We start from the raw sequence: 26,765 nt of genomic DNA, 5'->3' as shown, positions 1-26,765 counted from the left end.
GTTTTATCTTTTAGTATTGCTTTTTTAACTTATATAATGCCCATTAACAGATATAAAAAAAAACTCTCCTGACTGAGAGTTTTCTTTTTAGACTCTTATTTATTATTTTTAACAGAATCGGTTTTCACATTTTGATTTCCTTTTTGAGTTGAACCAGCAGTTCCAGAACCAGTTGTACCTTCTCCTGTTGCTCCTGTTGTTCCGTTTTGACCATTTTGTTCATCATCTAAAGTTGCAGAAGAATCCAGTGCTGGTCCAATTGTATCTACAGACATATCCATAGAATCGGTTTGATTTGTATCAGGGTACGTATTGTTGTTTTCATTCTTTTTACATGAAAAAACAAATGCTGTAAAAAGCAGCATGATCAATATAGTTTTAAAAAAAGTTTTCATAATTAATTTTTTTAAGTTTATAAAGTTCCAAATCTAAAGCACTGTAAATCAAGAATCTTATATAATTCCATTTCTCTATTACAGAAATCATAGTACTTGTTTTTTATAAATGTAAAATCTGTAAATCAGGCACTTAATATTATAAATTATACTAAAGAGACTGAACGAAATTTGTCTTTGTAATTCAATAAAGAAATATAACAGAGTATTAATCAAAGACCAATAGCTATGAACACAATAGTATCAAAACACAATCAAGCTTGTAATTCAAAGCCCTTGCTAAAAAATAATGTTTCAAAATTAGAGCGTATTTTAATGGTCACAAGCGGAGCATACTTACTTTACAACGCATTATCAAAAGAAAACAAAAGTATGACACAAGCAAGTGCCGGAGGAGCGATGTTGCTTCGTGGTATTTCGGGATATTGTCCTGTTTATGATGCAGCAGATCATTTAATGCACGACAAGGCTTCAAATGTAAACATCAGAGTGAACAGCGTCATAGATAAACCGGTAAGTGAAGTTTACTCCTTCTGGAGAAATCTAGAAAACTTACCCAAATTCATGAATCATTTGCAATCTGTTAAATCATTAAGTTCCACTACTTCTGAATGGACAGCAAAAGGTCCTGGTGGAATTGGACAGCTATCATGGAATGCAGAAATCATTAAAGATGAAAAAGATAAACTTTTAAGCTGGAATTCTATTGAAGGATCTACAATCAAAAATGCAGGAAAAGTTGTTTTTAAATCTAAAGGAAATGCAACAGAACTCGATGTGACTATTTCATATCATGCGCCTCTTGGAATTGCTGGAGAAAGTGCTGCCAAACTTTTAAATCCTTATTTTGAAAAATTAGTCAAAGATGATATTTCAAATCTTAAAGTTTACTTAGAATCTCATCAAGATAAAAATAATTAAAAAAATGCCTTTCCTGTATTTTTTTGAGAAAAGCGTCTTCTATTTACGGAGACGCTTTTTTAATGCAATGGCAATCCTATAAAATTGAAAATTTAATCTATAAGGAAAAACTGTTTCTTGTTTGTAGCTTTGAGAAGAGTGATTTATAAATGCTAAACTCAAGAAGATGAATAAATCAGCAGACACATTAAATGAAGGAAGTATTACATCTGGAGACCATGTTTCTTTTTGGATTGATACCACTTCTATTTTAGCTTTCGATAAACCGAGCCAAGACATTTCAACAGAAGTACTTATCATCGGTGGAGGAATCGCCGGACTAACTACTGCTTACAAACTTTTACAAGCAGGAAAAAAAGTAGTTTTGGTAGAAGACGGTTTTTTAGGAAGCGGTGAAACAGGAAGAACAACAGCACATTTAACATGCGCACTTGACGATCGATATTATTACCTTGAAAATACTTTTGGCAAAGAAAATTCAAAACTTGCCGCCGAAAGTCATACTGCAGCTATCGATGAAATCGAAAAAATAGTTACCGATTTGAATATTGACTGCTCGTTTAAGAGAGTCAACGGTTATTTATTTCTACATCCCAGCGATAAAGAAAAAAATCTTGACGATGAATTTAGAGCCACCGCAAATGCTGGACTCAATACATCTTTATTACTAAATACTCCTTTTTTAGCAGGAGCAGAAAACCAGAGATCTATTAAATTTAGAAATCAGGCGCAATTTCACATTTTACATTATTTAAAAGGACTAGCCGAAGCTGTAATAGCGCTCGGCGGAACCATTTTTACTGAAGCACATGCCGAAAACATAACGAAAGAAGGAGCTTCAGTCAATGGTTTCGATTTTAAAGCAAAGCACATTGTTGTGGCAACCAACACTCCAATAAATGATGTCCTGACCATGCATACCAAACAACATGCGTACAGAACGTATGTAATAGGCGCTAAAGTTCCGAAAGATTCTTTGCCTTATGCTTTGTGGTGGGATACTGGAGATGTGAAATCAAAATGGGTTTCACAGCCTTATCATTATGTTCGTCTGGAAAGTTTTGATGATAAATACGATTTATTGATTTCGGGTGGTGAAGATCACAAAACAGGACAAGCCAATGAAGAAGGAATTCCTGAAACAGAACGCTATGAAAGACTTGCTGCATGGACAAAACAGTATTTTCCGATGGTAGATGAAATCAGTTATAAATGGTCTGGACAAGTTATGGAGCCTTATGATTCTTTAGGCTTTTTAGGACGTAATCCTGGCGATAAAAACATCTACATCATTACAGGAGATTCTGGAAACGGTATGACACATGCCACCATTGGAGCCATGATTATTACAGATCAAATTCTGGGAATTAAAAATAAGTGGGAAGATTTATACAATCCGTCTCGTATAACTTTTAGGGCTTTTGGCGATTTTGTAAAAGAAGCCGGAAATATGGCATCACAATATTTGGATTGGATAACTGCATCTGATCTCCACAATACAGCCGATTTGAAAGCAGGAGACGGTGGTATCCTCTCTTTCGGATTAAAGAAAGTAGCCGTTTACCGCGACTATGATAATACGCTTCAAGCATTTTCGGCAGTTTGTCCGCATTTAGGATGCGTTGTACAATGGAATCCAGACGAAAAAACATTTGACTGCCCGTGCCATGGCTCAAGATTCGCCTGCGATGGAACAGTAACCAACGGACCTGCAAAAAATGATTTACATAAAATCGAAGTTAAATAAAACGGCATATAAATGTTTTTAAATCATTAAAAACTATGGAAAATATAGCAAACTACTTTGGTCAACATATCAGTCAAAAAAGAATTGTAATAACTGGCGGCACAACTGGAATTGGAAAAGCTATTGCCGATCTTTTGGTTTCGCTTGGTGGTCGCGTTTTTATTTTTGGAAGAGATGAAAATGACTTTTATAATGCCATGAACGATATCAAAGAAAAATCAAAAGTTGGCGAAATTTACGGAGTTGCCGCAGATATTACCAAAAAAGAAGATATTGATATGATCTGGGGAAAAGTAGATCGTAATCTTGGAGGAATTGATATTTTAATAAACAACGCAGCTTTACCCGCAGGAGGTCTAATTGAAGGCGATTATGAAGACTGGAAATATATCTTAGAAACCAACGTTTTAGGTTATATCGCTTTCGCTAAAGAAGCGGTGAACAGAATGAAAGAACAAAAATCTGGTCATATCGTAAACATCGGTTCTATGAGTGCCGAAGTAAAAGAGAAAACTGGAGTTATTTATGTTTCTACCAAAACAGCGATTAGAGGTTTTAGTACAGCGCTTCGAAAAGAAATAAATCCGCTTGGAATTAAAGTTTCGCATGTAGAACCTGGAGCGGTAACAAGTGACATGCAGCCTGATTCAAAAGAAATGCAGCAAGAGAAAATTAAAAACATGGAAATGCTTGAAGCAGAAGACATTGCCATGAGTGTTCTTTTCTGTCTATCGCAGCCAAAAAGGTGTGATATTGTAAGTATACAGATAAGGCCACATTTACAAATTATCTAAATGGAGTAAAAAAAATAAATTTTGAAATGTATTTCTTCCAAATTAAAAGGCAAAAGTTAAAAATTATAGTATCTTTAAAGTAAGAATTACACGTCCCCCTATACACAATGACTTTACAAAGTACCAATCCAACTGAAAAAAAATCTCAAAATTTTCCAATAACAGCCATTGCCGGCACTACAGGAGAGTTAGAAGCTTTGCATAAAATAATTTCGCAAATACCCGCAGATTCTGGTATTGCTTATGTTGTATTACAGCATTTATCTTCCAATAATCCAGGCAATCTTACTACCGAATTATCTAAATCGGCAAAGATTCCTGTTGTTGAAATTGTGAATCAAATTGATTTTCAGCCTGACCATATTTACGTTGTTCCAGAGAACAATTATTTAATGGCAGAAGATGGTATTCTACAAATGCATGTTATCAAACGAATTGACAAAATCACTCAAAATATTGATATTACTTTTGAAGCTATTGCTCAGATTTACAAAAGTTTTGCTATTGGCGTGATACTTTCGGGATCTGCATTTGATGGCACATATGGACTGAAAAAAATTAAAGAATATGGCGGTGTAACTATTGTTCAAGATCCTGAAACAGCACATTTTAAAACAATGGCACAAAATGCTATCGAAGCAGATGCTGTTGACTTTGTTTTAACGCCTGACAATATAATATCTCAATTGTTTACGATTCGTAAAAGTTATCTTGAGAATGACGCTTACAGCGAAGAAGAGCATATTTCTAAAAAAGAAGAAGATGTTCTGAACCAGATTTTGAATCTCATTTTACAAAAAACCGAAAATGATTTCTTTCATTACAAAAGACCTGCTATAAGAAGGCGCATTACGCGTAGAATGGTTATTTTGAAAAAAGAGACTTTGAGCGATTATTATACTATTCTTCGTAGCAATAAAAACGAACAAGAACTACTTTTTAATGATTTATTAATTCCGGTAACCTACTTTTTTAGAGACGAAGATTCTTTTGAAGCACTTTCAGAAACGGCTCTACCTCAGTTAATTCAAAATTGCACCAATAATACTCTACGCCTATGGTCGGCGGCATGTTCTACAGGTGAAGAAGCATATTCTCTCGCTATTGTAGTCTGCGAATATTTAACGCTGAATAATATCAAAGATTTAAAAGTACAGATTTTTGCATCAGATATTTCAGAGAAATCTATTGCAAAAGCCAGATCAGCAATTTATTCTGCGCAAGACGTACAGCATATTTCTGAAACCCGATTAGAAAAATATTTTACCAAACGTGACGGTCATTATCATCTTAATAAAATAATTCGCGACATGTGTATTTTTGCGACTCACAATTTTATTAAAGATCCTCCATTTGCCAAAATCGATTTGGTTTCCTGCAGAAATGTACTGATTTATCTGAATTCTTTTCTTCAAGAAAAAGTGCTAAGCTCCTTTCATTATTCACTGAAAGAAAAAGGCTTTTTATTTCTTGGAAAATCAGAATCAGCAAATAGTGTCCAGCATTTGTTTGACGCTGTTGTTAAGCAAGATAAAATCTACGCTAAAAAATTTACGCCTGCTCGCTACGTGCCACAGGCTTTTAAACCTGCTTACAATAATTTAGCTGTTAAAACAAAAACATACGATAATGCCAATCAGGAAACTGATTTTAGAAAAGTAGCTGACGATATTTTATTTTCGCGATATACACCAGCGAGCGTTATTATTAACGAACATTTAGAAATTGTTCATTTTCACGGTGATACTTCCCCATTTTTGTTGCCAGCGCCAGGAAGACCAAACTTTAATATTTTAAAAATGGCTCGTGAAGGAATTAGTTTTGAACTTCGCAATGCTATTTCTGAAATCAATAAAAACAAAGAAAATATAATTCGAGAGCATCTTTCTGTAAAAGGTCAAAATTATCAGGCTTGTTTTGAAATTTTGACACTTGCTAATGATGAAGACCATTTGATGATTCTTTTCCGCAAAAATCCGCTTCCCGAAACAGATTTAGAATCAAAAAACAATAAAAAAAGTGCCGATCAGCTTCGAATTGCAGAACTCGAAAAAGAGTTGTCGCACTTACGTGAAGATATAAAACGTGTTACCGAAGAACAACAGATTGCTTTTGAAGAACTTCAAACCACAAATGAAGAATTATTAAGCAGTACTGAAGAACTTCAAGCCATGAATGAAGAATTGCAGACTTCTACAGAAGAATTGCAATCGAATAATCAGGAATTAATGTGTACCAATGACGAACTTTTGGATCGTCAGGAGCAGTTACTTTCTATGCGTAATTATGCTGAATCTATTGTACAAACCATTAGAGAGCCATTGATTATTATTGACAAAGATTATAATGTAAAAAGTGCCAATCCGTCGTTTTATAAATATTTCAATACTACAGAAAAAGATATCGAAGGACTTTCATTTTTTGAAATTGGAAACTCACAATGGGATATTCCAGATTTTAAAGAATTACTTTTTAAAATGGTCTTTCAAAAACAAAATATCGAAGATTATAAATTGCAGATAAACTCTAATGGAGATAAAAAAACACTAGTTGCCAATGCCCGTTTAATTCAAAATACAAAACCAGAAGGCATGGTTTTATTGGCCTTTGAAGATATTACAGATATTCTGGCTTCGAATGAATTATTGAATAAAAGAAATTCTGAATTGCAGATTTATAACGAGCAATTAGAAAATTTCACTTCGGCTGCGAGTCATGATTTGCAGGAACCTTTAAATAAAATTCACATGCTTTGTCATCGAATTTTTGAAAAAGAAAAAACTTTATCAGAAGACGGAAAACATAGTCTGGAACGCGTAATGAATTCGGCTAAAAATATGAGTCAGTTAATTGCTGATTTGATTAATTATTCGAGATTAAATTTTAGCGAGAAAAAATTCAAAAAAACCGATTTTAATCTACTTCTAAAAAAAACGCTGACTGATATAAAAGATTCGATTGAGCAAAAGAAAGCTGTCGTAGATATTGATATTGCGGAGAATTCTATAAATGTAATTGCGTTTCAAATACAGCAATTGCTTACGAACTTAATTTTAAATTCTATTAAATATTCGAAAGAAAATATTGCACCAGAAATTAGAATTGAAACAACAAAAGCTTCTAATGAAGAAATAACAAATCTTGGCGGCAAAACAGAAACGGAATACATTAAAATCAATGTTATTGATAATGGAATTGGCTTTAGCAAAGACTTTGAAAACCGTATTTTTGATCCTTTCTTTAGACTACATAGTAAAGATGAATATGCAGGAAGCGGACTTGGTTTAACTCTTGTCAAAAAGATTGTATCGAACCATAATGGTTTTATAAAAGCATCAAGCAAAGCTGGTTTTGGCACTACAATAAGTATATATCTTCCTTTATAATATAGTGAAAATACATTTTGAAATGGGAATTATGTAAGTCTTTACAGCAATTCTACAAGCATCATAAGTAAAGTAGATTTAAATTTATAGATAAAGAAATCTACTTTTCCTTGAATGTATTTTTGAGTATTGATTATAATTATTACTCAATCTTCCTTTTCAATTTTTGAAGTTTTGGAAATCTTTTATTTCACCAAAAACATAAATATAAGATTGCCACAAAACCCTCAAAATGAAAACTAATGAAACAATAGTAGCACCTCATAATACTCATTTTCAAGTTACAGCAATAGGAAGTTCTGGAGCTGAAATTGATATTTTAAGAAACATAGTTTCTAATCTTGCATTGGATTCGGGCAGAGCTTATATAATATTCGAAAATTTATCTTCTCCTCAAACCCATAATCTCGCTGATGAACTAAAACCTTATACGCAAATTCCAGTTATTGAAATTGTTCATCATGTTGATATTCAACCCAATCAAATATACATCATTCCCGAAAATAATTTTCTGATTCTTGAAGATGGAATATTAAAATTGGAGTCGAAAAACAGAATCAGTAAAGCAGATAATAGTTTCGATTTGTTTTTTGAAGCAGTTGGACAAACATATAAAGCCTACTCGATAGGTGTAATTTTAACCTGGTTTCCTCTTGATGGTTCTACAGGACTTAAAAAATTAAAAGAAGCAGGCGGTTCGACAATTGCTGCCCTTTCTAAAAGGGGACTTATTCAAAATGAGATCACTTCTGAATACATTGATTATTTTACGGCACCACATGAAATTGCAAGCAAACTTCTGCAAATTCATGAAAGTAATGTAATCACACATTCTTACGAAGAAAAAGAAGAATCTACACCAAGTGAAAAACAACTACTCGATCAAATAATTGAAATATTACTGCTCAAAAAAGGTACCGATTTTCAGCATTATAAGCATTCAACTCTGCGAAGAAGAATCGCCAAAAGAATGGTAGACACCAAACAAGAAACCGTTGAAAAATATGTCGATTTACTTCGAAATAATTCCAAAGAACAGGATTTATTATTTGATGATTTCTTGATTTCGGTTAGTTATTTTTTCCGTGATCAGGAAGCTTTCAATAATTTATGCAAGACTGTAATTCCTTTCCTGATTGAAAATTTAACTAATAATACCATAAGAATTTGGTCCGCTGGATGCGCTACTGGAGAAGAAGCTTACTCTCTTGCCATTTGCATTCATGAATATCTAGAAGAAATCGAAAGGAATGATATTAAAGTGCAGATTATTGCTTCAGATTTGTCTGAAAAGTGTATTTCTAAAGCACGTTCTGCAATTTACACTGTACAAGATGTCAAAAATATAAGCGATAAAAGACTTGCAAAATATTTTACTAAAAGAGACAATAGCTTTCATATCAATAAAATAATTCGTGATATGTGCGTTTTTGCTGTTCACGATTTGACAAAAGATGCCCCTTTTGCTAAAATTGATTTTGTTTCCTGTCGTAATGTTTTGATTTATTTTGATACGCATTTACAAAATCAAGTGCTGGCATCATTTCATTATGCGCTACGTTTAAATGGTTATTTATTTCTTGGAAAATCAGAATGGGCGCATCACGTGCCACACTTATTTACAGCTGTCGATAAACTGGATAGAATCTATACGCGAAATACAATCGCATCTCTCCAATCAAAAAAAATAAGTCATAACAATCAATATAAAAACCTTAAAATAGCAGAGGATATTGAAGCCAAAAACGATTATAGTAAAATCACATCGGATATTTTACTAGAACATTTTTCAGCGGCAGCAGTATTAATTAATGAAGATTTAGAAATCATACATTTTCATGGCGATACAAGTCCATTTTTGCGGTTGGCATCTGGAAAACCAAGTTTTAGCATCTTAAGTATGGCTAGAGATGAATTAGTTTTTCAACTTAGAAATTACATACTAAGAGCTAAAAATGAAAAAAAGAGCTTTTCTGGAGAGTTTATTTCCTCCAAAAGACAGCCGTTTTTAAATTCTTTTGAAATCATTTACCTTCCCTCCCATCCTGAACTATTGCTTATTATTTTTTATCAAAATTCCATTTCATCATCAGATTCAATGGACGTTTAATGAATAACTTTTACATTAAAATTAAAAATATAAAATCTCCATTTCTGGAGATTTTTTTGTTTTAAAAAACACTGTGGCAATTGTAGAAAAATCATAAGCAATTCTATAAAAATGACATTTTTTCATCCTCTAAATTTGAAACACTTGATAATTTACGATCTACAACTACATGCAAACCAGAAAGGTACACTTGTATTTTATTAAGAGTTTTAACTAATATGAAAAAACACCATGAAGAATTTGCAAGACGAAAAACAAAGAGATTTATCCATCAATACTTCTGATGGAACAAACAAATTTTTAACCACTGATCAAGGAGTAAAAATTAACGATGACAACAATTCACTTAAATCTGGTGACCGCGGACCAAGTTTATTAGAAGATTTTATTTTAAGAGAAAAAATAACGCATTTTGACCACGAAAGAATTCCAGAACGAATTGTTCACGCAAGAGGATCAGGAGCACACGGATTTTTTGAAGTAACAAATCCGATTCCGGAATTAACTAAAGCTGGTTTCTTGCAGGAAAAAGGACAGAAAACACCCGTTTTTACAAGATTTTCAACCGTTGCAGGCTCAAGAGGTTCTACAGATCTTGCCAGAGATGCAAGAGGATTTGCGGTTAAATTTTATACTCAAGAAGGAATTTATGATTTGGTTGCCAATAATATTCCTGTATTTTTTATTCAAGATGCTTCTAAATTTCCAGATTTAGTACATGCTGTAAAACCAGAACCACATAATGAAATTCCGCAAGCGGCATCTGCACATGATACTTTTTGGGATTTTATTTCACTAATGCCAGAATCAATGCACATGATTATGTGGGTAATGTCAGACCGCGCAATTCCAAGAAGTTATAGAATGATGGAAGGATTTGGCGTTCATACTTTTAGGCTAGTAAATGCTCAGGAAGAATCGGTTTTTGTAAAATTTCATTGGAAACCTAAATTAGGTACACACGCCGTTGCTTGGGACGAAGCGCAGAAAATTTCGGGTAAAAATCCAGATTTCCATCGACAAGATTTATGGGAAGCCATTGAAATGGGAAATTTTCCAGAATGGGAATTGGGCGTTCAAATCATTCCAAACGAAGACGAACATAAATACGATTTTGATCTTTTAGATCCAACGAAAATTGTACCCGAAGAATTGGTTCCAGTCACTATTATTGGAAGAATGGTTTTAAACAAAAATCCTGAAAATTTCTTTGCAGAAACAGAACAAATTGCTTTTCATCCCGGCCATGTTGTGCCAGGAATTGATTTTACAAATGATCCGCTTTTACAAGGAAGATTATTCTCTTACACAGATACACAATTATCAAGATTAGGAAGTCCGAATTTTCATGAAATTCCAATTAACCGAAGCGTTGCTCCTGTTCACAACAATCAACGTGATGGCCACATGCGTCAGGAAATCAACAAAGGACGTGTAAGTTATCACCCGAATTCTTTGGGTGGCGGTTGCCCTTATCAAGCAAAAATTGCTGAAGGCGGATTTGCAAGTTTTAACGAACGTATTGATGCTCATAAAGTGCGAGCAAGAAGTGAAAGTTTTACCGATCATTTCGGACAAGCCAAATTATTTTTTAACAGCCAGACACCAGAAGAAAAAAGCCATATCGTAAAAGCGCTTCGATTTGAACTTGGAAAAGTAGAAACTACGGCCATTAGAGTTCGAATGCTTGGATTATTATCACAAATTGACACAGAACTTGCCGAAAAAGTAGCTATTGGTCTTGGAGCAACTGTTCCTCCTATTTTAGAGAAACCAATTAACAAAGGCGTTTCGCCAGAAACAGAAAAAGCTGGAACTCAGGAACCGCAAACTATCAATCAGGCAGTTGAATCTTCGCAAGCTTTGAGTATGATTAAAAACCCAACCAATTCGTCAACAATTGAATCTAGAAAAGTGGCTATTCTGATATCAGACGGTGTTTCTGAAACTTCTGTGATGAATATGAAAAATGCCCTTAAAAAAGAAGGTGCAAAAGGCTGTGTAATTGCGCCACACTTAGGTGCTGTAACAACAGATTCTGACGGAGCAATTGCGGCAGAGTTTAGTTTCTTAACTGCTTCCTCTGTATTGTTTGATGCCGTTTACATTCCACACGGGCTTGGACTTAACGAATTGGCAGAAAATGAAGATGCACTTGAATATCTAAACGATGCTTATAAACACTGCAAAGTTATTGGTGCCGATGGCGAAGCTGCAGCAATTATTAGCGGAGCATTTTTTGCAGGTAAAATCACCAATGACGATCCTGGCATAATTGTAACCAGCGAAATTGCAACTGAAGCATTTGCTCAAGAATTTATAACCGCTATGACCATGCATCGTTTTTGGCAGCGCGAACCCAACTTATACAATTAATTTCAAAAAAACATAAAATGAAAAATTCAGAAAAACAAGGTCAGACTAATGTCGTAAAACCAAAAGCGAATCAGTCAAAAGATATAAAAAATAATGCAAAAAAAATCAATATTGTAGAACCAGCTCCAGATGCGGCTACAGAATTGAAAGATTTATTTTTAGATAGTTTAAAAGATATCTATTGGGCAGAAAATGCCTTAGTCGGCGCTTTGCCAAAAATGGCGGCTAACGCATCGGCCACGGGACTTTCGGGAACTATTTTAGAGCATCTTTCTGTTACAGAAAATCAAGTAGCGCGACTAGAACAGGTTTTTGATTTATTAGGAGAAAAAGCCGAAGGTAAAAAATGTGAAGCCATGGCAGGATTATTAAAAGAAGGAGATAGCATTCTTTTAGAAACCGCTCCTGGCGCTGTTAGAGATGCAGGAATTATTGCCGCTTCTCAAAAAATTGAACATTATGAAATTGCTACTTACGGAACTTTAGTTGCCTTTGCAAAAGCTATTGGCGAAAATGATGCAGCCAAATTATTGACCCAGACTCTTGCCGAAGAAAAAGAAGCAGATTGTTTATTAAACGATGTTGCCTTAAACTTGGTAAATATCGTAGCTGCAGAATAATTGTTAAAGCAAAAAATAACTTTTAAAATATTGTATTATGAATTTAGACGAAAACGAAAATTACAATCTGGTAGATTATAATTTTCAAGACAAAGAACCATACGAAGATCCAGATATTGACATGCCTCCAACAGTTCATCCAATATCTGATAATGCGGAACCTGATTATGGAGATGACTTAGAAATCAATGAATCTGATGAAGACGACGAAGATTTCGACGATGATGAAGAATTTGATGATGATGAAATTGACAATGCAGATTTAGAAGATCTTGACGACGATGCTGGTACAAATCCAAATCGTAATCTATAAAGAAAAACCCATCTAGAAATTAGATGGGTTTGATTTTATAAGTTTTGCTTTTGTTTTTTCTCTTTGTTTGCGATAGCTTTTTGATCTTTTTTCTCATTCCAAAATTGAATAATTGAACCTAAAACTTGTTTGAACTTTTCTTCACTATATGGATTTATAAAGTAACTTTTTGTTGGAACAGAATAAGTATCGATAACAAAACAATTCGGAAATAAAACGGAATAGAATAAACAAGGGCAATCTGATTTTTGACTAATATCTTTATGATGCTCCAAATTCTGATGTTTGCTATCATCCTGAAACTGAAGAATGTTAGCAAAGAATATAAAAGGTTTTGCATCATTCAACAATAATTCTTCGTCTGCTTCTTGAAGTGTATCAAAATAAAGCACCTCATTTGTTATGGATAACTCCAAAAAAATCTGAGCAAATAAACGGCGATCTTCTATATTTTGTTCTATAATTATGATGGGACCTCTCTTATTCATAATTTTCTTTTTTTGGGATTATACCTAGAGAATCTTACAAAGATCATTAGAATAAAGCCGTCAATTTATATAATTTACCTCTTAATGTTATATAATTCCCATGTTTGAAAGAAATTGAGAACAAAAACTGCTCTAAACATAGAAATACAAATGTTTAAACACTTCTTAAAATATATTATGCAGGTTTTGGTAATGGGAATTATATAAATTCAAAACGTAATTCTGTAAATAGCGAGTAGTCTTAGATTTATCTTTGTGAACTCAATTTCTCACAAAAACAAAAACTATGAAAAAATTTGGTATCCTATTACTCCTGATTATTGCTCTTACCTCCATTTTAAATTACGGTTGTGAACATCTTTGCGAAGATGAAAATGATACAAGAAGTCAAAAAGAAGCATTACTACATAAAGTAGATACTCTGGACACATCAAAAATTGATTAAACTTACTTATTAAAAAATCAAGCTATGGAAAATACAAAAATAACTATCGGTAAAAATGCCTGCAGTGTTTCTAATACAAAAATGTATCCCGGAGATAATAATGAATTAATTTGCCTAAAGGTCTATAAAGGAGATTGGGGACACTGGGATGAAAAACCAGAACATAGCAATCAAAATGCAAATGGCAATTATGAAAGTATTATAAATGATCTAAATTTAGAAGGAAGATAATTCCAATAAATAGCTTTATTAACTCAGGATCCTGTCTTGAATAATGGAATAAAACTAATGGATTATCTTCCCGAAATTTTTCTTTATATAAGTTAGAACATTAATGCCCTGAAACATTCCTGCTATGTTCGACAAACTTTAGATTCTTTGCACAATACAATCCAAAACAGAGAATATACAAATAACAGAACACAGGAACGATAAATGATTTTTGTACTCCAAAATCAGAATCAGCGAGAACGCCCTGAATTAACGGAATCAAAGCACCTCCTAAAATCGCCATTACCAAAAGTGACGAACCTTGGCTTGTATATTTTCCTAATCCAGCTATACTCAAAGTATAAATATTAGAAAACATAATGGAGTTAAAAATTCCGATTCCTAATATGCTGTACATTGCCATTTTTCCTGTAGTGAAAATACTTAAAAGTAACAGAACAATATTAATTGAAGCAAATAATGCCAATGTTCTGGCTGGTGCCGATTTTCCGATCATAAAAGCAAAAAAGTTCAAAACCAAAAACACAAGGAAAAAACTCATTTGGCTAAAAGTCAAGTTTACAATAGCGTAAATCAGTACAAAAACGGCTCCAGCAGTCAGTATCATATATAATGCTTTTTTTGAAGCATTTATACTTTGATTGAGTGAAATTGCTCCTAAAAAACGTCCAATCATGGCACCACCCCAATACATAGCCAAATAGTTTTTACTAACCGCTTCTGTCAAACCGCCAATGCTGTCCAATTCTAGAAAACTGATTATAAAACTTCCTACAGCAACTTCACCTCCAACGTAACAGAAGATTCCTAAAATTCCCAGTCGCAATTGCAGGAATTTCAAAGCTCCTAATCCTCCATGTTCTGTTTCTTCTGTTTGAAAAGAAGGCAATTTTACATTATAAATCAAGATTGCTACTAAAATTAAAATTCCAGCAAAAACAAGATACGGGATACGCGTTGCTTCTGCTGTGATATTGTGATCGCCACCTGGCCCAAATACCAAGTAACCGCCAAGTATAGGCGCAATTGTGGTTCCAAAAGCATTAAAAGCTTGTGTCATATTTAATCGTCCCGATGCGCTTTCTTCGGATCCAAGTAATGAAACGTATGCGTTTGCCGTAATTTGTAAAATGGTAAATCCTAATCCGAGAACAAACAAAGCGCCAAGAAATAAACCATATACCGAAAAAGTAGCTGCCGGAAAAAACAATATACAACCTAAGGCAGAAAGTAGAATTCCGGAAAGAATTCCTTTTTTATAACCTACTTTATTAATTGGATCTCCTTTATAATAAGAAAAGACAAAATAAGTTAATGATCCCAGAAAATAAGCTCCGAAAAAACAGAACTGAACCAGCATTGATTCTACGAAAGTAAGGTCAAATAATTTCTTTAAATAAGGAATCAAAATGTCATTCATACAGGTAATAAATCCCCACATGAAAAATAATAATGTGATCGTAATCAGCGGTACGGTATAATTAGGAACCGCTTGATTAGAGTTGTTTTTGGTATTCATAACAAAATGTAATAAAATATATAAATCGAGAAAAACCGCCTTGAAAAAAATCAAGACGGTTTTTCAGCAGTAACTAACTATAATTAAGGTTTAAGTTCGGTAAACTTTGAATCTAATTCAAAAGCTTTCTTCACTTTCTCCACTGTAATTTCCTTTGAAACTGAAAATGATCCAGTTTGTTTAATATCTAATGAAGATGCTCCCACAAGTACTTTATAATTTCCTGCTTCTGCAATCCATGCACTTTTATTTTCTAAGAAAGAAGCCAAATCTTTTGGAGCTAATGTTAAGGTTAAAGTCTGACTTTCGCCTGGTTTCAACTCTTTTGTTTTAGCGAAAGCTTTTAATTCTTCTTTCGGCTTATCTATCGATTTTGAAGGTGCTGAAAGATACAATTGAACCACTTCTTTTCCAGCCACTTTTCCTGTATTTTTCACTGTTACAGAAACTGTCAATTTATCTTTGAATGTTGGAGAACTTAATTTTATACCAGAATATTCGAATGTGGTATAAGAACTTCCAAAACCAAATTCATAAGAAGGTTTAACGTTGAAAGTATTGAAATAACGGTATCCAACATAAACGCCTTCTTCATAAGTAACTTCTTGCGGATTATCAATTGGGAATCCAGGGAAGTTTTTGGCTGAAGGTGTATCTGTATATTTTGTTGGGAAAGTCATAGTCAATTTTCCAGACGGATTGATTTTTCCTGAAATTACATCGGCTACAGAATGTCCTCCCTCCTGACCTGGCTGCCATGCTAATAAAATGGCATCTACTTTATCTTTCCAAGAAGCGGTTTCGATTACCCCTCCAATATTTAAAATCACAACTACTTTTTTGCCTTTTGCATGAAAAGCTTTTGAGATTTTATCCAACATTTCGATTTCTTCGTTTGCCATATTGAAATCATTGTCTACTACTCTATCTCCGCCTTCACCAGAATTTCTTCCTAAAGTCACAAAAGCAATTTCAGAACTTGCGGCTTTTTTAGCGATAAAAGCATCATCCATTTTTAATTCTGGAAGTCTTTCTGGTAAAGCCAAAACGCCACGTGCTTTTCTTCTTTCTTTTTCGGCAACTACTTCTTTTTCAGCGTGAGGTGTGTACAAATCAACTAATTCTTTGTCTAATTTATAACCTGCTGCATTTAATCCTTCTAAAAGAGAAACCGTGTGTTTGTTGTTTACACTTCCAGATCCTGTACCTCCAGTAATCCAAGCGTATGAAGTTACTCCGAATAAAGAAACTTCTTTTTGCTTGTCAGCGAAAGGCAAAGCATTTTTTTCATTTTTAAGCAAAACCATTCCTTCAGTTGCCGCTTTTCTGGTAACTGCAGCATTTTGATCTAAGTTTGGTTTGTCACTGTATTTGTATTTAGCGAAAGTCGGCGTACGGAAAACATATTCTAAAATTCTTCTCACATTTGTATTGGCAACTTCCTGAGATAATTTTCCTGAATTTAAAGCTTCTAACATCGCTTTTTTCTGAACTGGAATTCCTGGCATCAAAAGATCATTTCCAGCAATCATTTGTTGTACAACATCTGAATTTGATCCTTTTTGAATAGATTCAAAACCTGGGAAACCACCAAACCAGTCAGTCATTACAATTCCTTTGTAACCCCATTCGTTTCTTAAAACCTCTGTCAATAAATCTTTATTCGCAGAAGTGTAAACTCCGTTCAATTTATTGTAAGAAGACATAATCGTCCACGGATCAGATTCTTTTACTGTAATTTCAAAACCTTTTAAATACAGTTCTCTAATGGCTCTTTCAGAAACATGAGCGTTAATCGTTAAACGATTGGTTTCTTCGTTATTTACAGCGAAGTGTTTGATAGAAGTTCCAACACCTTGAGATTGAATTCCGTTTACAATTGCTGCGGCTGTTTTTCCAGAAATCAATGGATCTTCAGAATAATATTCGAAGTTTCTTCCATTTAATGGATTTCTGTTAATATTCAATGCTGGACCTAATAAAACGTCAACACCATATTCTTTCACTTCATTTCCCATTGCTTTTCCAACTTCTTCCAAAAGGGTTTTATTCCAAGTCGAAGCCAAAGCTGTTCCAACTGGAAAAGCTGTTGCGTAATAGGTTTTAGAATCATTTTCTCTTGTTGGAGCAATTCTTAAACCTGCAGGACCGTCGGCTACCACTGTTGCAGGAATTCCGAATCTTTCAAAAGCAGCTGTTCCTCCTGCTGCTCCTGGAACTAAACCTTGTTTAGAATCTCCAACTGGACCTGTCAGTACTTCGATTCCTGGCATTCCTGTTCCAATTAATAATTCTACTTTTTCTGCATTGGTCATTTCCTTGATAATCGCATCAATTCTCTGATTTACAGAAAGACGTGTATCTTCCCACGGATCTAATTTTCCGTTTTTATTCGAATCAACAAAACTAAATCCGTTGATGGTAATTACAGGATCTTTTTCGTTATCTGGTAACTTTTTAAAAGACAAGCTAGAAAGTACCAACGCTGTTAAAAGCGTTACTCTCACTGTTTTTGTAACTGTATGTTTCATGATATATAGTTTTTAAGTGGTTTCTTTAATTTAAAAATCCTTGAAGTTTAAGCCATTCTTCAAAATGGTTTTCCCATGAATCTACTGGTAAGTTTTGTTTCCCCGTTCCAAATCCATGTCCGCCTTTTGAGTACATATGCAACTCGACACTCTGATCTGCCTCTAGCCATTTATTGTACATTTGAATGCTTCTTGGAGCCAATTTCAATTGATCGTCACTCGCTGCACAGATAAACATCGGAATCTTTTTTTCTGGCATTTTAATATTCAAAAGTTCGGCTCTTGGCCCTCCGTAAATATTAGCGACAAAATCTGGAAGCTGTTCTAATGTATTGTCTAAAACCGTTTCCATTGCGACAGTGCTTCCGGCAGAGAAACCAATAATCCCCACTTTTTTAGTATCTATGCCGTATTTTGAAGCATTGTTGCGAACATAGTTCACAGCTGTTTTTCCGTCTTTTGCAGCCAACTGAATTGTAGCCAGCGAGTTTTTTTCAAAAGCCGCTCTGTCTTTCAATTTGTCCATCATTTCCCTTGCAGGATCGTTGGTTTCTGTTTTGTTCAAACGATATTTTAAGACAAAAGCTGTAATTCCTTTTTTACTTAAAATGGTCGCTAATTCTTTACCTTCTCTGTTGATAGATAAACTTTGAAATCCTCCTCCTGGCGCAATTACAATTGCCGTTCCTGTATTTTTAACTCCTTTAGGAACCTGATAAACCAACAAACTTGGATCGGTTACATTGTAAACCACTTCGGTTTTAAAAAGATCCGAATACATTTGAGCTTCTTTCTGTGTCCAATCTTCAGATCCTGGTGCTTTTCCTTCGTATAATTTTATAGTTTCCTGTGCTTTTGAAGAAATGCTAACAAACATTGAAAGGGCTATTAATATTTTTAATTTATTTTTCATCTTGTTGTTGTTTTATTTATTTCACGCAGATTTATTAAGATTTAAGCTGATTCTGCAGATTTTATGGTTCTCGCAAAGTCGCTAAGACGCCAAGTTTAAAACTTAAAAAGAGAAACTTTGCGACCTTGCGACTTTGCGAGATTAAAAACTACTGTTTCTTATAAGCCTCAGTTCTAGCGTCTTTTATAACACCTTTCCAATTCAATCCAAAAGCAAAATCATATACATTTCCTTCTGTATCTTTATGCGGAATCATATCAAAAGGAACATCTTCAAATTGTTTTTCAACCGTTTCCATGTTGGCCGGCATTTGAACTGGAAGCAAACCAGAAGGTTCTATTTTTCCTGAAATGATATCTAGAACAGCTTGAGAAGAAACTCCGAAATTCAAAACAATTCCGTCTACTTCTTTTTCAAACTCATTAAAAATCATTGGTTTATTTGCTGTAACCGAAACAACAACTGGTTTTCCGTTCATCATATCTTTGGTATCCAGAATTGTTCTCAAATCCATCGTGTTGGCAGCAGTAACTGTTTTGTTTTTATAAGTTCGATCTTTAATTGTAGGATCAATAACTTGATCTCCAGCAGCAATACTTTTTGTTCTGGCTTCTGTTGCTGTGTAAGTTCCGTATTGAAGTGAAATTGGTACATAACCGTTGCTTCCGTTTGTGCGATCTTTTAAATCGTAGCCGCCTTCCAAACTCTGTGGACTTGTTACAAAAACAATGGCAAAATCTGCTTTTGAGGGATCTTCTGTAACATTATAATATTTCTTAACCAATTCTAAATTCACAGGATATTCTAGTTTTGGCTGACTAGCAACTCCCCACCAATCTTTGGTTGAAGCCGTATAAATCTTCGGAATAAAAACGGTTTTCTTTTCTTTTACAGGAAGAACAGCCGCTTTGTTTTTTAACAATACAACCGATTTTAATTGCGCATCATAACCTGCTTTCATAAACTCAGGATTTCCAACAACTGCTTTTGTCTCTTCCACATTCAAATATGGATTTTCAAAAAGTCCAACCCTGAAAATGTTTTTCAACAAACGCACCGCTGATCTTTCGAATCTGGCTCTCATAAAAGATTCCCCAAATTCTTTAACTCCTGTTTCGTAAGCGGCCAAAACTGGCTTTTTATCATTATTCCCGCCAAACTGATCTACTCCTGCAATAATCGCTTTGTAATGTCTTTCATCAATCGAAAGATTTTCTACTCCCCACGGTTTTCCTGCAAAAATGTTTGGTGTTTTACCTTCGTCACCCGTTACCAACCAATCCGTACAAACTACACCATCATAACCGTATTTGTCTCTTAATAAATCCGTAATAATGTATTTGCTGTAACCGTTAGCAACATTTTCATTGTACTTTTTATCCTGATCAAAAGTGATCGTATAATAAGGCATTACAGCCGAAGCTTTACTCGTTTTTCCTTTTAATTTGAAAGCACCATTAATAAACGGATCGATATGCTGTTGCAAATTATTTCCTGGGTAAACCGCAAATTTACCGTAAGCCCAGTGACCGTCGCGTCCGCCTTCTTCTGCGCCACCACTTGGCCAATGTTTTACCATTGCGTTTACACTTTTGTAACCCCAACCGTCTTTAATTTCGTCTTTTCCGTATGAAGTTTGGAAACCATCAATATACGCTCTTCCCATATCTCTGGTTAAAGCTGGGCTTTCGCCGAAAGTCATTGAGATTCTATACCATCTTGGCTCAGAACCTAAATCGATTTGCGGAGACAAAGCCGTCGCAATTCCTAAAGCACGATATTCTTTTGCAGCAATTTGTCCGAACTGCTCCACAATTTTCGGGTCAAAAGTTGAAGCCATTCCTAAACCATCTGGCCACATTGAGATTGTTCCTCCTGCTCCTGCATTAAACTCAGATGTTACATTTGCAGTATGACGTGGATCTGTACTGGTATTGCTTGGAATTCCCAATCCGATTCCTTCTACAAAAGATTGCATTTGGTTGTTCCATAAAGCGGCAACTTCCGGAGTTTCTACACTTGTGATTAAAACATGACGCAGATTATCTTCTTTTAAAAATGCCTTTTGTTCATCCGTTAATTCCCAAGGTTTTGCACCGCTTTCAGGATATAATTTCCCATTATAATGTCCTGAACGATAGCCATCAACTGGAGCTGGCAAAGCCTGATGGCGACTGTAAAGCATTAAACCTGCAATTTGTTCAACAGACATTTTTGAAGCTAAATCTTTTGCTCGTTCATCTGCCGAAAGACGCCAATCTTCGTATTTATCAAGCTTTCCGTTTTTATTTAAATCTTTAAACTTTTTACCGTTCACAGTCAAAATTTTGATGCCAGATTCAGGAGAATATCCTAAATCTGCACCTTTATTATTTTTAACAATCGTAAAATTGGCTTGTTGTGCCTGCAGGCTAACGCTCAGAAAAAAAGCGAAACCAGCAGTTATGATTATTTTTTTCATCGAAAGAAAATTTTAGAATCTGAAATTAAGAGAAGCTTCTAAAGTAAATGGACGGATATAAGATCCTACCAAAAGCTGATCATAATAAGCTGAAGCATCTGTAATTAACTCTGCTCCGTTGATTGTTCCTTTTGCTCCTGTTTGGTTTAAGAAGTTTACAGCTGTTAAGCCAATATCAAAATGTTTGTTGATTTTGTAGTTTACTCCTCCAAAAGTTTCCCATCTTGGCGCAAAGTATAAGGCGTTTGTTAAGTTCGCATATTGCTTGCTGAAGTAACGGAAACTCGCCCAAACCTTGAAATCTTTATAAGTATAACTTGGATCAATTTCCATTAATACTTTCGAGATTTCTAATACATTTTTGTCGTTGTATGAATAGTTATTTCCGAAAGCAGCAAAATCGTAGTTTTTGTAAACTGGATCTTGGAAAGTGATTAAATAATGCAGATTAAATCCTTTAAACGGTGAAGCCACAATATCTGTAGTCCATCCTAAAGTTTGAATATCATAGAAAACTGTTGCTACTTCTGACTGTGTTGCATCTGAAGGATTTACTAAGTTTAATCTCGCCAAATAGTTGTTTCTAGTTAAATAAGTTGCCTGAGAAACTACGCTGAAATTTTTATTGTTGTAATACAATCCAAACGCTGCTAACGGACTTTTTGATTTTGCATTATTTGGAATTGCCGCTCCTGAATAGCTTTCTAACTGACCATTTTTTTCTGTATAAGTAAAATCGGCAAGGATTCCGGCACTTTTTGTTACTTTATAAACCGCATTGATCGAACCTCCTAAATGGAACCAGTTGTTATCGAAATACGTTTTCTGACTTGGATCAAGCACTAAATCTGGTGTTCTTGGTGTCAAATAATAATCTCCTTTTAATTTATGGTATCTCAAATTCACTCCATAAGCTAAACTGAAACGATCTGAAATGGTCCAATTATCTGAAAAATAACCTGATAATTTATTTTCGAAACCATTGTGATATTCACCTCCGACATTGTAGTTGTAAAATCCGTCAGCGTCTGTATTTGAAGTTCCGCCTGGTGTGTTACGAACCAATTTATCAGGATTTGCACTTACTGTTTGGTTAAAGAAAGAACGGCTTGACGTAAAGTCATCAACCTGATAGTAGTATTCTGTTAAACCAAATCTCCATTTGTGTTTTTCAACATTTTTTGTAAGCTCAAATCTTGACATTGCTGTTTTTGTAGGAACTCCGTCAGTGTATAATCCTAACATCGAATTTACATTTCCAACATAAGCATTTCCTGTAGATTTGTAAGTGAAATTATCTGCCGCACTTGCCTGGAAAATTCCAAGTGGAATTGAGATTAACTGAGAAGCTTCGGCATAACGGAAACGAGTAGAGAAATTCAATTTCCAATCATTTGCTAAATCATAATTTCCAAGGATATCAAAAGTGTGCGAAGTAGTTGCAGCATCACTTCCTCCCATATCAGCAAATTTAGTTTCTCCTGTCATAATATCTTTAAACTTCATGATTCCGTCATTTACGATATATGAATCACGTCCAATTTTAAAGTCATTGTATTCTTCTACTTTTCCGCCTTCTTTATATCTAAAAACGGCATAATTGGTTAAAGATGCTGAGTTTGCATACTTATACAAGAAACTAATTTTCCCTTTTCCATTATTGAACTTTTTCGTCAAACCTGCTCTGTAAATTTGAGTTCGGTCAGAATAGTTGGCAAATTTCAAATCGAAAGAATTCGGATCAAAATTGGCATAGGCTCCCATTGTATAAGACCAGCCTTTCGCCAACGGACCAGAAATGTTTAAATCTCCTTTCATCCATCCAAAACTTGAACCAGAAAGATTTCCAACAATTTCCAATTTATCGGTTCCTAGTTTTGTGTATGAGTTAACTGCAAAACCTAAATCTCCGGTTGTAATAGCAGCTTCTCCTACTTTTAATAAACCTGTTCTTTCTAAACTTGTACTTTGTCTCCAAGTACGGTTTGGAAGTTCTGGCCAGAAATAATAAACCACTGGCAAATCGTTTTCTTGAATCGTAATTCCACCAACCGATGAAGGAAGTCCGATGTTTACTTCACGTGGTCCAGTATTGTTGGCCGCATTCAGCATTACATTTCTATTTTTTTCTTCCTTGGTGTCTGATTCTACAATTTTGGTCATTTTTTTAATCGAATCTGTGGCTTGTTGTTGTTTTTTATCTTCTTGCGAAAAAGCTTCGGAAGCTGGATAAAATGCCAGACAAAGTGTGGCAATAATTAATTTTTTCATGAGTAGTTTAAGTTAGGTTTTCATTATGAAATTTTCATTGCTTCATAATGAAGCAATATTAAATACTATTTTTCATATCAACAAATAATTGATGTTATAATTTTCAATATCGCATTAAAACCAAGCTATAAATTCGATAAAAACAACAAATAAGAAGTTAGGTCTGAATTGTCAAACTCACACTTAAATTTTACTACCTCGTTTGTGTAAAGTGCTGTAATTATTGAAAAAAAGACAGGATAAATAATCGATTTATTAAATTTGAATGAAGCGCTTAAAAAATAAAATATCACCTTTTAATATTTTTTTGTGACGCTCTTAAAATTGTCAGAAAAAATTGAAACAATTTGACTCGTAACTATTAAAAAGTTTAAATTTGGAGCTAATTGTACCCACATGGAATTTAAAAAACTACTCGAAACACGTTCTGAAGAGTCTTGGAAAAAGTATATTCCGACACTTTCTATTGACTGTGTTATCTTCAGTTTTCACGAAAATGAACTTCAGGTTTTAATCTTAAAAATGAAAGATCGGGAAGAATGGGGACTTCCTGGAGGTTACGTAGAAAAGGCTGAAAATGTCGATGATGCGGCAGTTCGTATCTTAAAAGACAGAACAGGAACAGAGAATGTTTACCTGCAGCAATTTTACACTTTTGGTAATTTAAACCGTTCTGAATTTGCTTTTCAAGATTATGATGATAGTATGTGGCACAAACAGCGTTTTGTTTCTATTGGCTATTATGCACTGGCAGAACATGGTCAGGTAAAACTAAATATTGATGAATTTTCGAGTATTGTTAAATGGCATTCGATAGAAAATCTTCCAACTTTTATGATGGACCACCGTACTATTTTTGATAAAGCCTTACTAACACTTCGCGAACAATTGAATAATCATCCGATTGGTTACAGTCTTCTTCCTGAAAAATTCACCATGCCAGAACTTCAAAAATTATATGAAGGTATTTTGGGAAAGAAATTAAACCGTGGGAACTTTTACCGTAAAATTCTTCGTTACGATATTCTAACTAAATTAGACGAATCTCGCAAAGGTGGCGCGCACAAAGCTCCGGATTTGTATAGTTTTGATTTGGAGAAATATAATGAAGCGCTTAAAGAAGGACTTAAAGGAGGCTGGTAATCCTTAATAATAGCGTAATTTAGACCAATATTAGAAAATAGGTTTAACAATTTATTCATTTTAAACCAGAAATTGTAGGCGCAAATCTGGGCAAAAGAATCTCTAAATATTTCAAAAAGCAATCCATAAAACAAGAAAGAGAAGATTCCATAATCCTCAGTATTGTTTTATTTGTACTACTTTGTTTACTCTTTTTAAATTTCATCAATAACACATTGTTAATCAAGACAAAACAAAACAGATACGCTTACTTTTAATTGCAAAAATCTTAAAAAATTAAAAAACAAAAAGAGTCCATTTTTTGAAAAAATGAGGGTCAAAATAAAAATATATAGGGGACACTTAAAGACTAAATCAGAAGCAATATTTCCTTAAACAGGCCATGTTAAATTTGCCTCAACAAATGTTAAATGTGCGTAAAGTCCCTGAAAAATCTAATCATTTTACCTATTTTTGTAAAAGACACTATAGAGAATCATACTCTAAATTTTATTTTCATTCTGTAAAATAAAATTTTTCAAAAACGCTTTAATCAATTTAGAAAAACTGTTTCGGAAAATGTTTTTTTTCAAAAGTGTCTAAAAAAATTATAATACCAATCATAAGCCCCATGACTATGAAAAAAATTACTTTACTGATTTGCTTATTGCTAACAGCTGCCTGCGTAAATGCACAGCAGGAAAAAGGAATTATCGGATATAATAACTGGCTGGACAACTGGACAGAATTTAAACCTCATAAATCTGAGTCTAAGGAACCAAATCAAATATTAGCTGGAAATATTGCTGAAAACACGAAACTGATGAAAAGAAATGTATACGTTCTTCAAGGAAATGTATATGTTACTAATAATGCTGTTCTTACTATTGAACCAGGTACAGTAATTATCGGAGATGCCGCTACTAAAGGAACTCTTGTTATTACAAAAGGAGCTCAGATTATGGCAGAAGGTCAGATAACAGATCCTATTATCTTTACTTCAAACAATAGTATGAAAAAAGCAGGTGACTGGGGAGGTTTAGTGATTCTTGGAGATGCACCAATTAATAAATTTGGTAATGCGGGTTCTTATAACATGGATCTTGACCCTTCACTTACTGTATACGGAGGAGAAAATGCATCGGGTAATTCTGGAGTTTTAAAATACGTAAGAATTGAATTTGCAGGAAAAAAAATAAAAGGAGGAGATACATTTAACGGATTGACTGTTGCTGGAGCTGGAAACAAAACAGTTTTAGAGAACATCATGGTGAGTTATTCTGGTGGTAATTCGTTTGCTTTCTATGGTGGTGATGTAAATGCTTCTCAATTAGTATCATACAAATCAATCAATGATGACTTTAGACTTACTCAAGGTGTTCAATGCCGTTTGTTCAATTCACTTGCTGTGAGATCATCATATTTATCAAGTAATAAAGATGGTTCTAGATGTCTTGAAGTAAGAGCATATGAAAAGAAAAACGAAACTGACTTTACTAAAAAATCTACTTTCGTTTCTGCTTCAAACATCACCATGTTAAATGATAGCGAAAATATTAAAAACGATATTCAGAAAGGTTTGGTAAAAGAAGCTGTTTATGTTGCTGAAAACACATCGTTGGAATTAAAAAGAAGTGTAGTTTCTGGATTTAATCCTGCTGTTTTGTTAGATAGCAATACCGAAATCAATGGAGACAACCTTAAGAAAATTAAATTTGAGGAAATGTTTTTCAATCAATGTACTGGTAATATTTTTACAGAAAACAAGACTGATAATGCAGACTTAGAAAACTGGTACGGAAACAGTATTTTCTCTAATGTTTATTCACATACAGACAACAAAGAAACATTTGTTGATCTAGACAATGCAAGAAGACCAGATTTTAGACTTCAATTAGGAAAAATTACGGCATCAAGCGGTAAATAAGCAAAAAAGAAAAAATATTAAAAAAGGAAACAGGTAATCATTTTAACTGTTTCCTTTTTTTATTTAAGACTCTTCGTTTTACCCTTTACTTCCTCTCACATTATCTCTTTTTGAATCTAAAAACTTTAAACTTTATTATAGTTTTTACTTTCGAGTGCTTTATTTCTAACAAAACCATTTTAAAAATTTAGTAAA

The 26,765-nt window shown here is 34.0% G+C and carries 19 protein-coding genes; 12 read left to right on the top strand and 7 right to left on the bottom strand.

Annotation, left to right across the window (positions count from 1 at the left end; genetic code table 11):
* Positions 1 to 95: 95 nt before the first annotated feature.
* Positions 96 to 395, bottom strand: a complete 300-nt coding sequence (locus tag VGE71_RS22655) for a hypothetical protein (RefSeq protein ID WP_331140356.1) — start codon at positions 393 to 395, stop codon at positions 96 to 98.
* A gap of 228 nt (positions 396 to 623) precedes the next feature.
* On the opposite strand from VGE71_RS22655, the gene VGE71_RS22650 reads away from it, so the two are divergent.
* The 8 genes from VGE71_RS22650 to VGE71_RS22615 all read left to right on the top strand — a co-directional run bounded on the left by VGE71_RS22650 (position 624) and on the right by VGE71_RS22615 (position 12,662).
* Positions 624 to 1,316, top strand: a complete 693-nt coding sequence (locus VGE71_RS22650; protein ID WP_331140355.1) for an SRPBCC family protein — start codon at positions 624 to 626, stop codon at positions 1,314 to 1,316.
* A gap of 166 nt (positions 1,317 to 1,482) precedes the next feature.
* Positions 1,483 to 3,063 carry an FAD-dependent oxidoreductase gene (locus VGE71_RS22645; RefSeq protein WP_331140354.1) on the top strand — a complete coding sequence of 527 codons (1,581 nt, stop codon included), beginning with the start codon at positions 1,483 to 1,485 and terminating at the stop codon, positions 3,061 to 3,063.
* 35 nt (positions 3,064 to 3,098) lie between these two features.
* Positions 3,099 to 3,857 (top strand): SDR family oxidoreductase, encoded by a 759-nt coding sequence (locus VGE71_RS22640; protein ID WP_331140353.1) that lies wholly within the window; start codon positions 3,099 to 3,101, stop codon positions 3,855 to 3,857.
* Between the two features lie 107 nt (positions 3,858 to 3,964).
* Complete coding sequence (locus tag VGE71_RS22635) at positions 3,965 to 7,243, top strand: CheR family methyltransferase (RefSeq protein WP_331140352.1); 3,279 nt, start codon at positions 3,965 to 3,967, stop codon at positions 7,241 to 7,243.
* Positions 7,244 to 7,475: 232 nt separating this feature from the next.
* Entirely contained in the window at positions 7,476 to 9,353 is a 1,878-nt protein-coding gene (locus VGE71_RS22630) for a CheR family methyltransferase (RefSeq protein WP_331140351.1), read from the top strand.
* A 231-nt stretch (positions 9,354 to 9,584) separates the two neighbouring features.
* Positions 9,585 to 11,729: a catalase gene (locus tag VGE71_RS22625; RefSeq protein ID WP_331140350.1), complete on the top strand. Its 2,145-nt coding sequence runs from the start codon at positions 9,585 to 9,587 to the stop codon at positions 11,727 to 11,729.
* 17 nt (positions 11,730 to 11,746) lie between these two features.
* The gene (locus VGE71_RS22620; RefSeq protein WP_331140349.1) at positions 11,747 to 12,349 is read left to right on the top strand and encodes a ferritin-like domain-containing protein; all 603 of its coding nucleotides are present in this window, start codon (positions 11,747 to 11,749) and stop codon (positions 12,347 to 12,349) included.
* A gap of 37 nt (positions 12,350 to 12,386) precedes the next feature.
* The gene (locus VGE71_RS22615; RefSeq protein ID WP_331140348.1) at positions 12,387 to 12,662 is read left to right on the top strand and encodes a hypothetical protein; all 276 of its coding nucleotides are present in this window, start codon (positions 12,387 to 12,389) and stop codon (positions 12,660 to 12,662) included.
* A gap of 35 nt (positions 12,663 to 12,697) precedes the next feature.
* Here VGE71_RS22615 and VGE71_RS22610 read toward each other — a convergent pair whose 3' ends face one another.
* Positions 12,698 to 13,150: a hypothetical protein gene (locus VGE71_RS22610; protein WP_331140347.1), complete on the bottom strand. Its 453-nt coding sequence runs from the start codon at positions 13,148 to 13,150 to the stop codon at positions 12,698 to 12,700.
* Between the two features lie 286 nt (positions 13,151 to 13,436).
* Between VGE71_RS22610 and VGE71_RS22605 the strand changes: the two genes are divergently transcribed.
* Complete coding sequence (locus VGE71_RS22605; RefSeq protein ID WP_331140346.1) at positions 13,437 to 13,595, top strand: hypothetical protein; 159 nt, start codon at positions 13,437 to 13,439, stop codon at positions 13,593 to 13,595.
* Between the two features lie 24 nt (positions 13,596 to 13,619).
* A complete protein-coding gene (locus tag VGE71_RS22600) occupies positions 13,620 to 13,826 on the top strand; it encodes a hypothetical protein (RefSeq protein WP_331140345.1) in 207 nt (68 codons plus the stop codon).
* Between the two features lie 100 nt (positions 13,827 to 13,926).
* On the opposite strand, the gene VGE71_RS22595 is transcribed toward VGE71_RS22600, so the two are convergent.
* The 5 genes from VGE71_RS22595 to VGE71_RS22575 all read right to left on the bottom strand — a co-directional run bounded on the left by VGE71_RS22595 (position 13,927) and on the right by VGE71_RS22575 (position 23,521).
* Positions 13,927 to 15,345, bottom strand: a complete 1,419-nt coding sequence (locus tag VGE71_RS22595; RefSeq protein WP_331140344.1) for a sugar MFS transporter — start codon at positions 15,343 to 15,345, stop codon at positions 13,927 to 13,929.
* 83 nt (positions 15,346 to 15,428) lie between these two features.
* Positions 15,429 to 17,876, bottom strand: a complete 2,448-nt coding sequence (locus VGE71_RS22590) for a beta-glucosidase (RefSeq protein WP_331140343.1) — start codon at positions 17,874 to 17,876, stop codon at positions 15,429 to 15,431.
* Between the two features lie 25 nt (positions 17,877 to 17,901).
* Complete coding sequence (locus VGE71_RS22585) at positions 17,902 to 18,789, bottom strand: alpha/beta hydrolase (protein ID WP_331140342.1); 888 nt, start codon at positions 18,787 to 18,789, stop codon at positions 17,902 to 17,904.
* A 148-nt stretch (positions 18,790 to 18,937) separates the two neighbouring features.
* Positions 18,938 to 21,250: a glycoside hydrolase family 3 protein gene (locus VGE71_RS22580; RefSeq protein WP_331140341.1), complete on the bottom strand. Its 2,313-nt coding sequence runs from the start codon at positions 21,248 to 21,250 to the stop codon at positions 18,938 to 18,940.
* A 12-nt stretch (positions 21,251 to 21,262) separates the two neighbouring features.
* A complete protein-coding gene (locus VGE71_RS22575) occupies positions 21,263 to 23,521 on the bottom strand; it encodes a TonB-dependent receptor (RefSeq protein WP_331140340.1) in 2,259 nt (752 codons plus the stop codon).
* A gap of 396 nt (positions 23,522 to 23,917) precedes the next feature.
* Here VGE71_RS22575 and VGE71_RS22570 point away from each other — a divergent pair, with 396 nt between their 5' ends.
* A complete protein-coding gene (locus VGE71_RS22570) occupies positions 23,918 to 24,664 on the top strand; it encodes an NUDIX hydrolase (protein ID WP_331140339.1) in 747 nt (248 codons plus the stop codon).
* Positions 24,665 to 25,280: 616 nt separating this feature from the next.
* Positions 25,281 to 26,570: a hypothetical protein gene (locus VGE71_RS22565; RefSeq protein WP_331140338.1), complete on the top strand. Its 1,290-nt coding sequence runs from the start codon at positions 25,281 to 25,283 to the stop codon at positions 26,568 to 26,570.
* Positions 26,571 to 26,765 lie beyond the last annotated feature (195 nt).

The organism is Flavobacterium sp. (assembly GCF_036405015.1).
Classification (GTDB): domain Bacteria; phylum Bacteroidota; class Bacteroidia; order Flavobacteriales; family Flavobacteriaceae; genus Flavobacterium.
The sequence above is the reverse complement of the archived record's forward strand: the minus strand, read 5'-3'. Positions and strand labels throughout refer to the sequence as shown.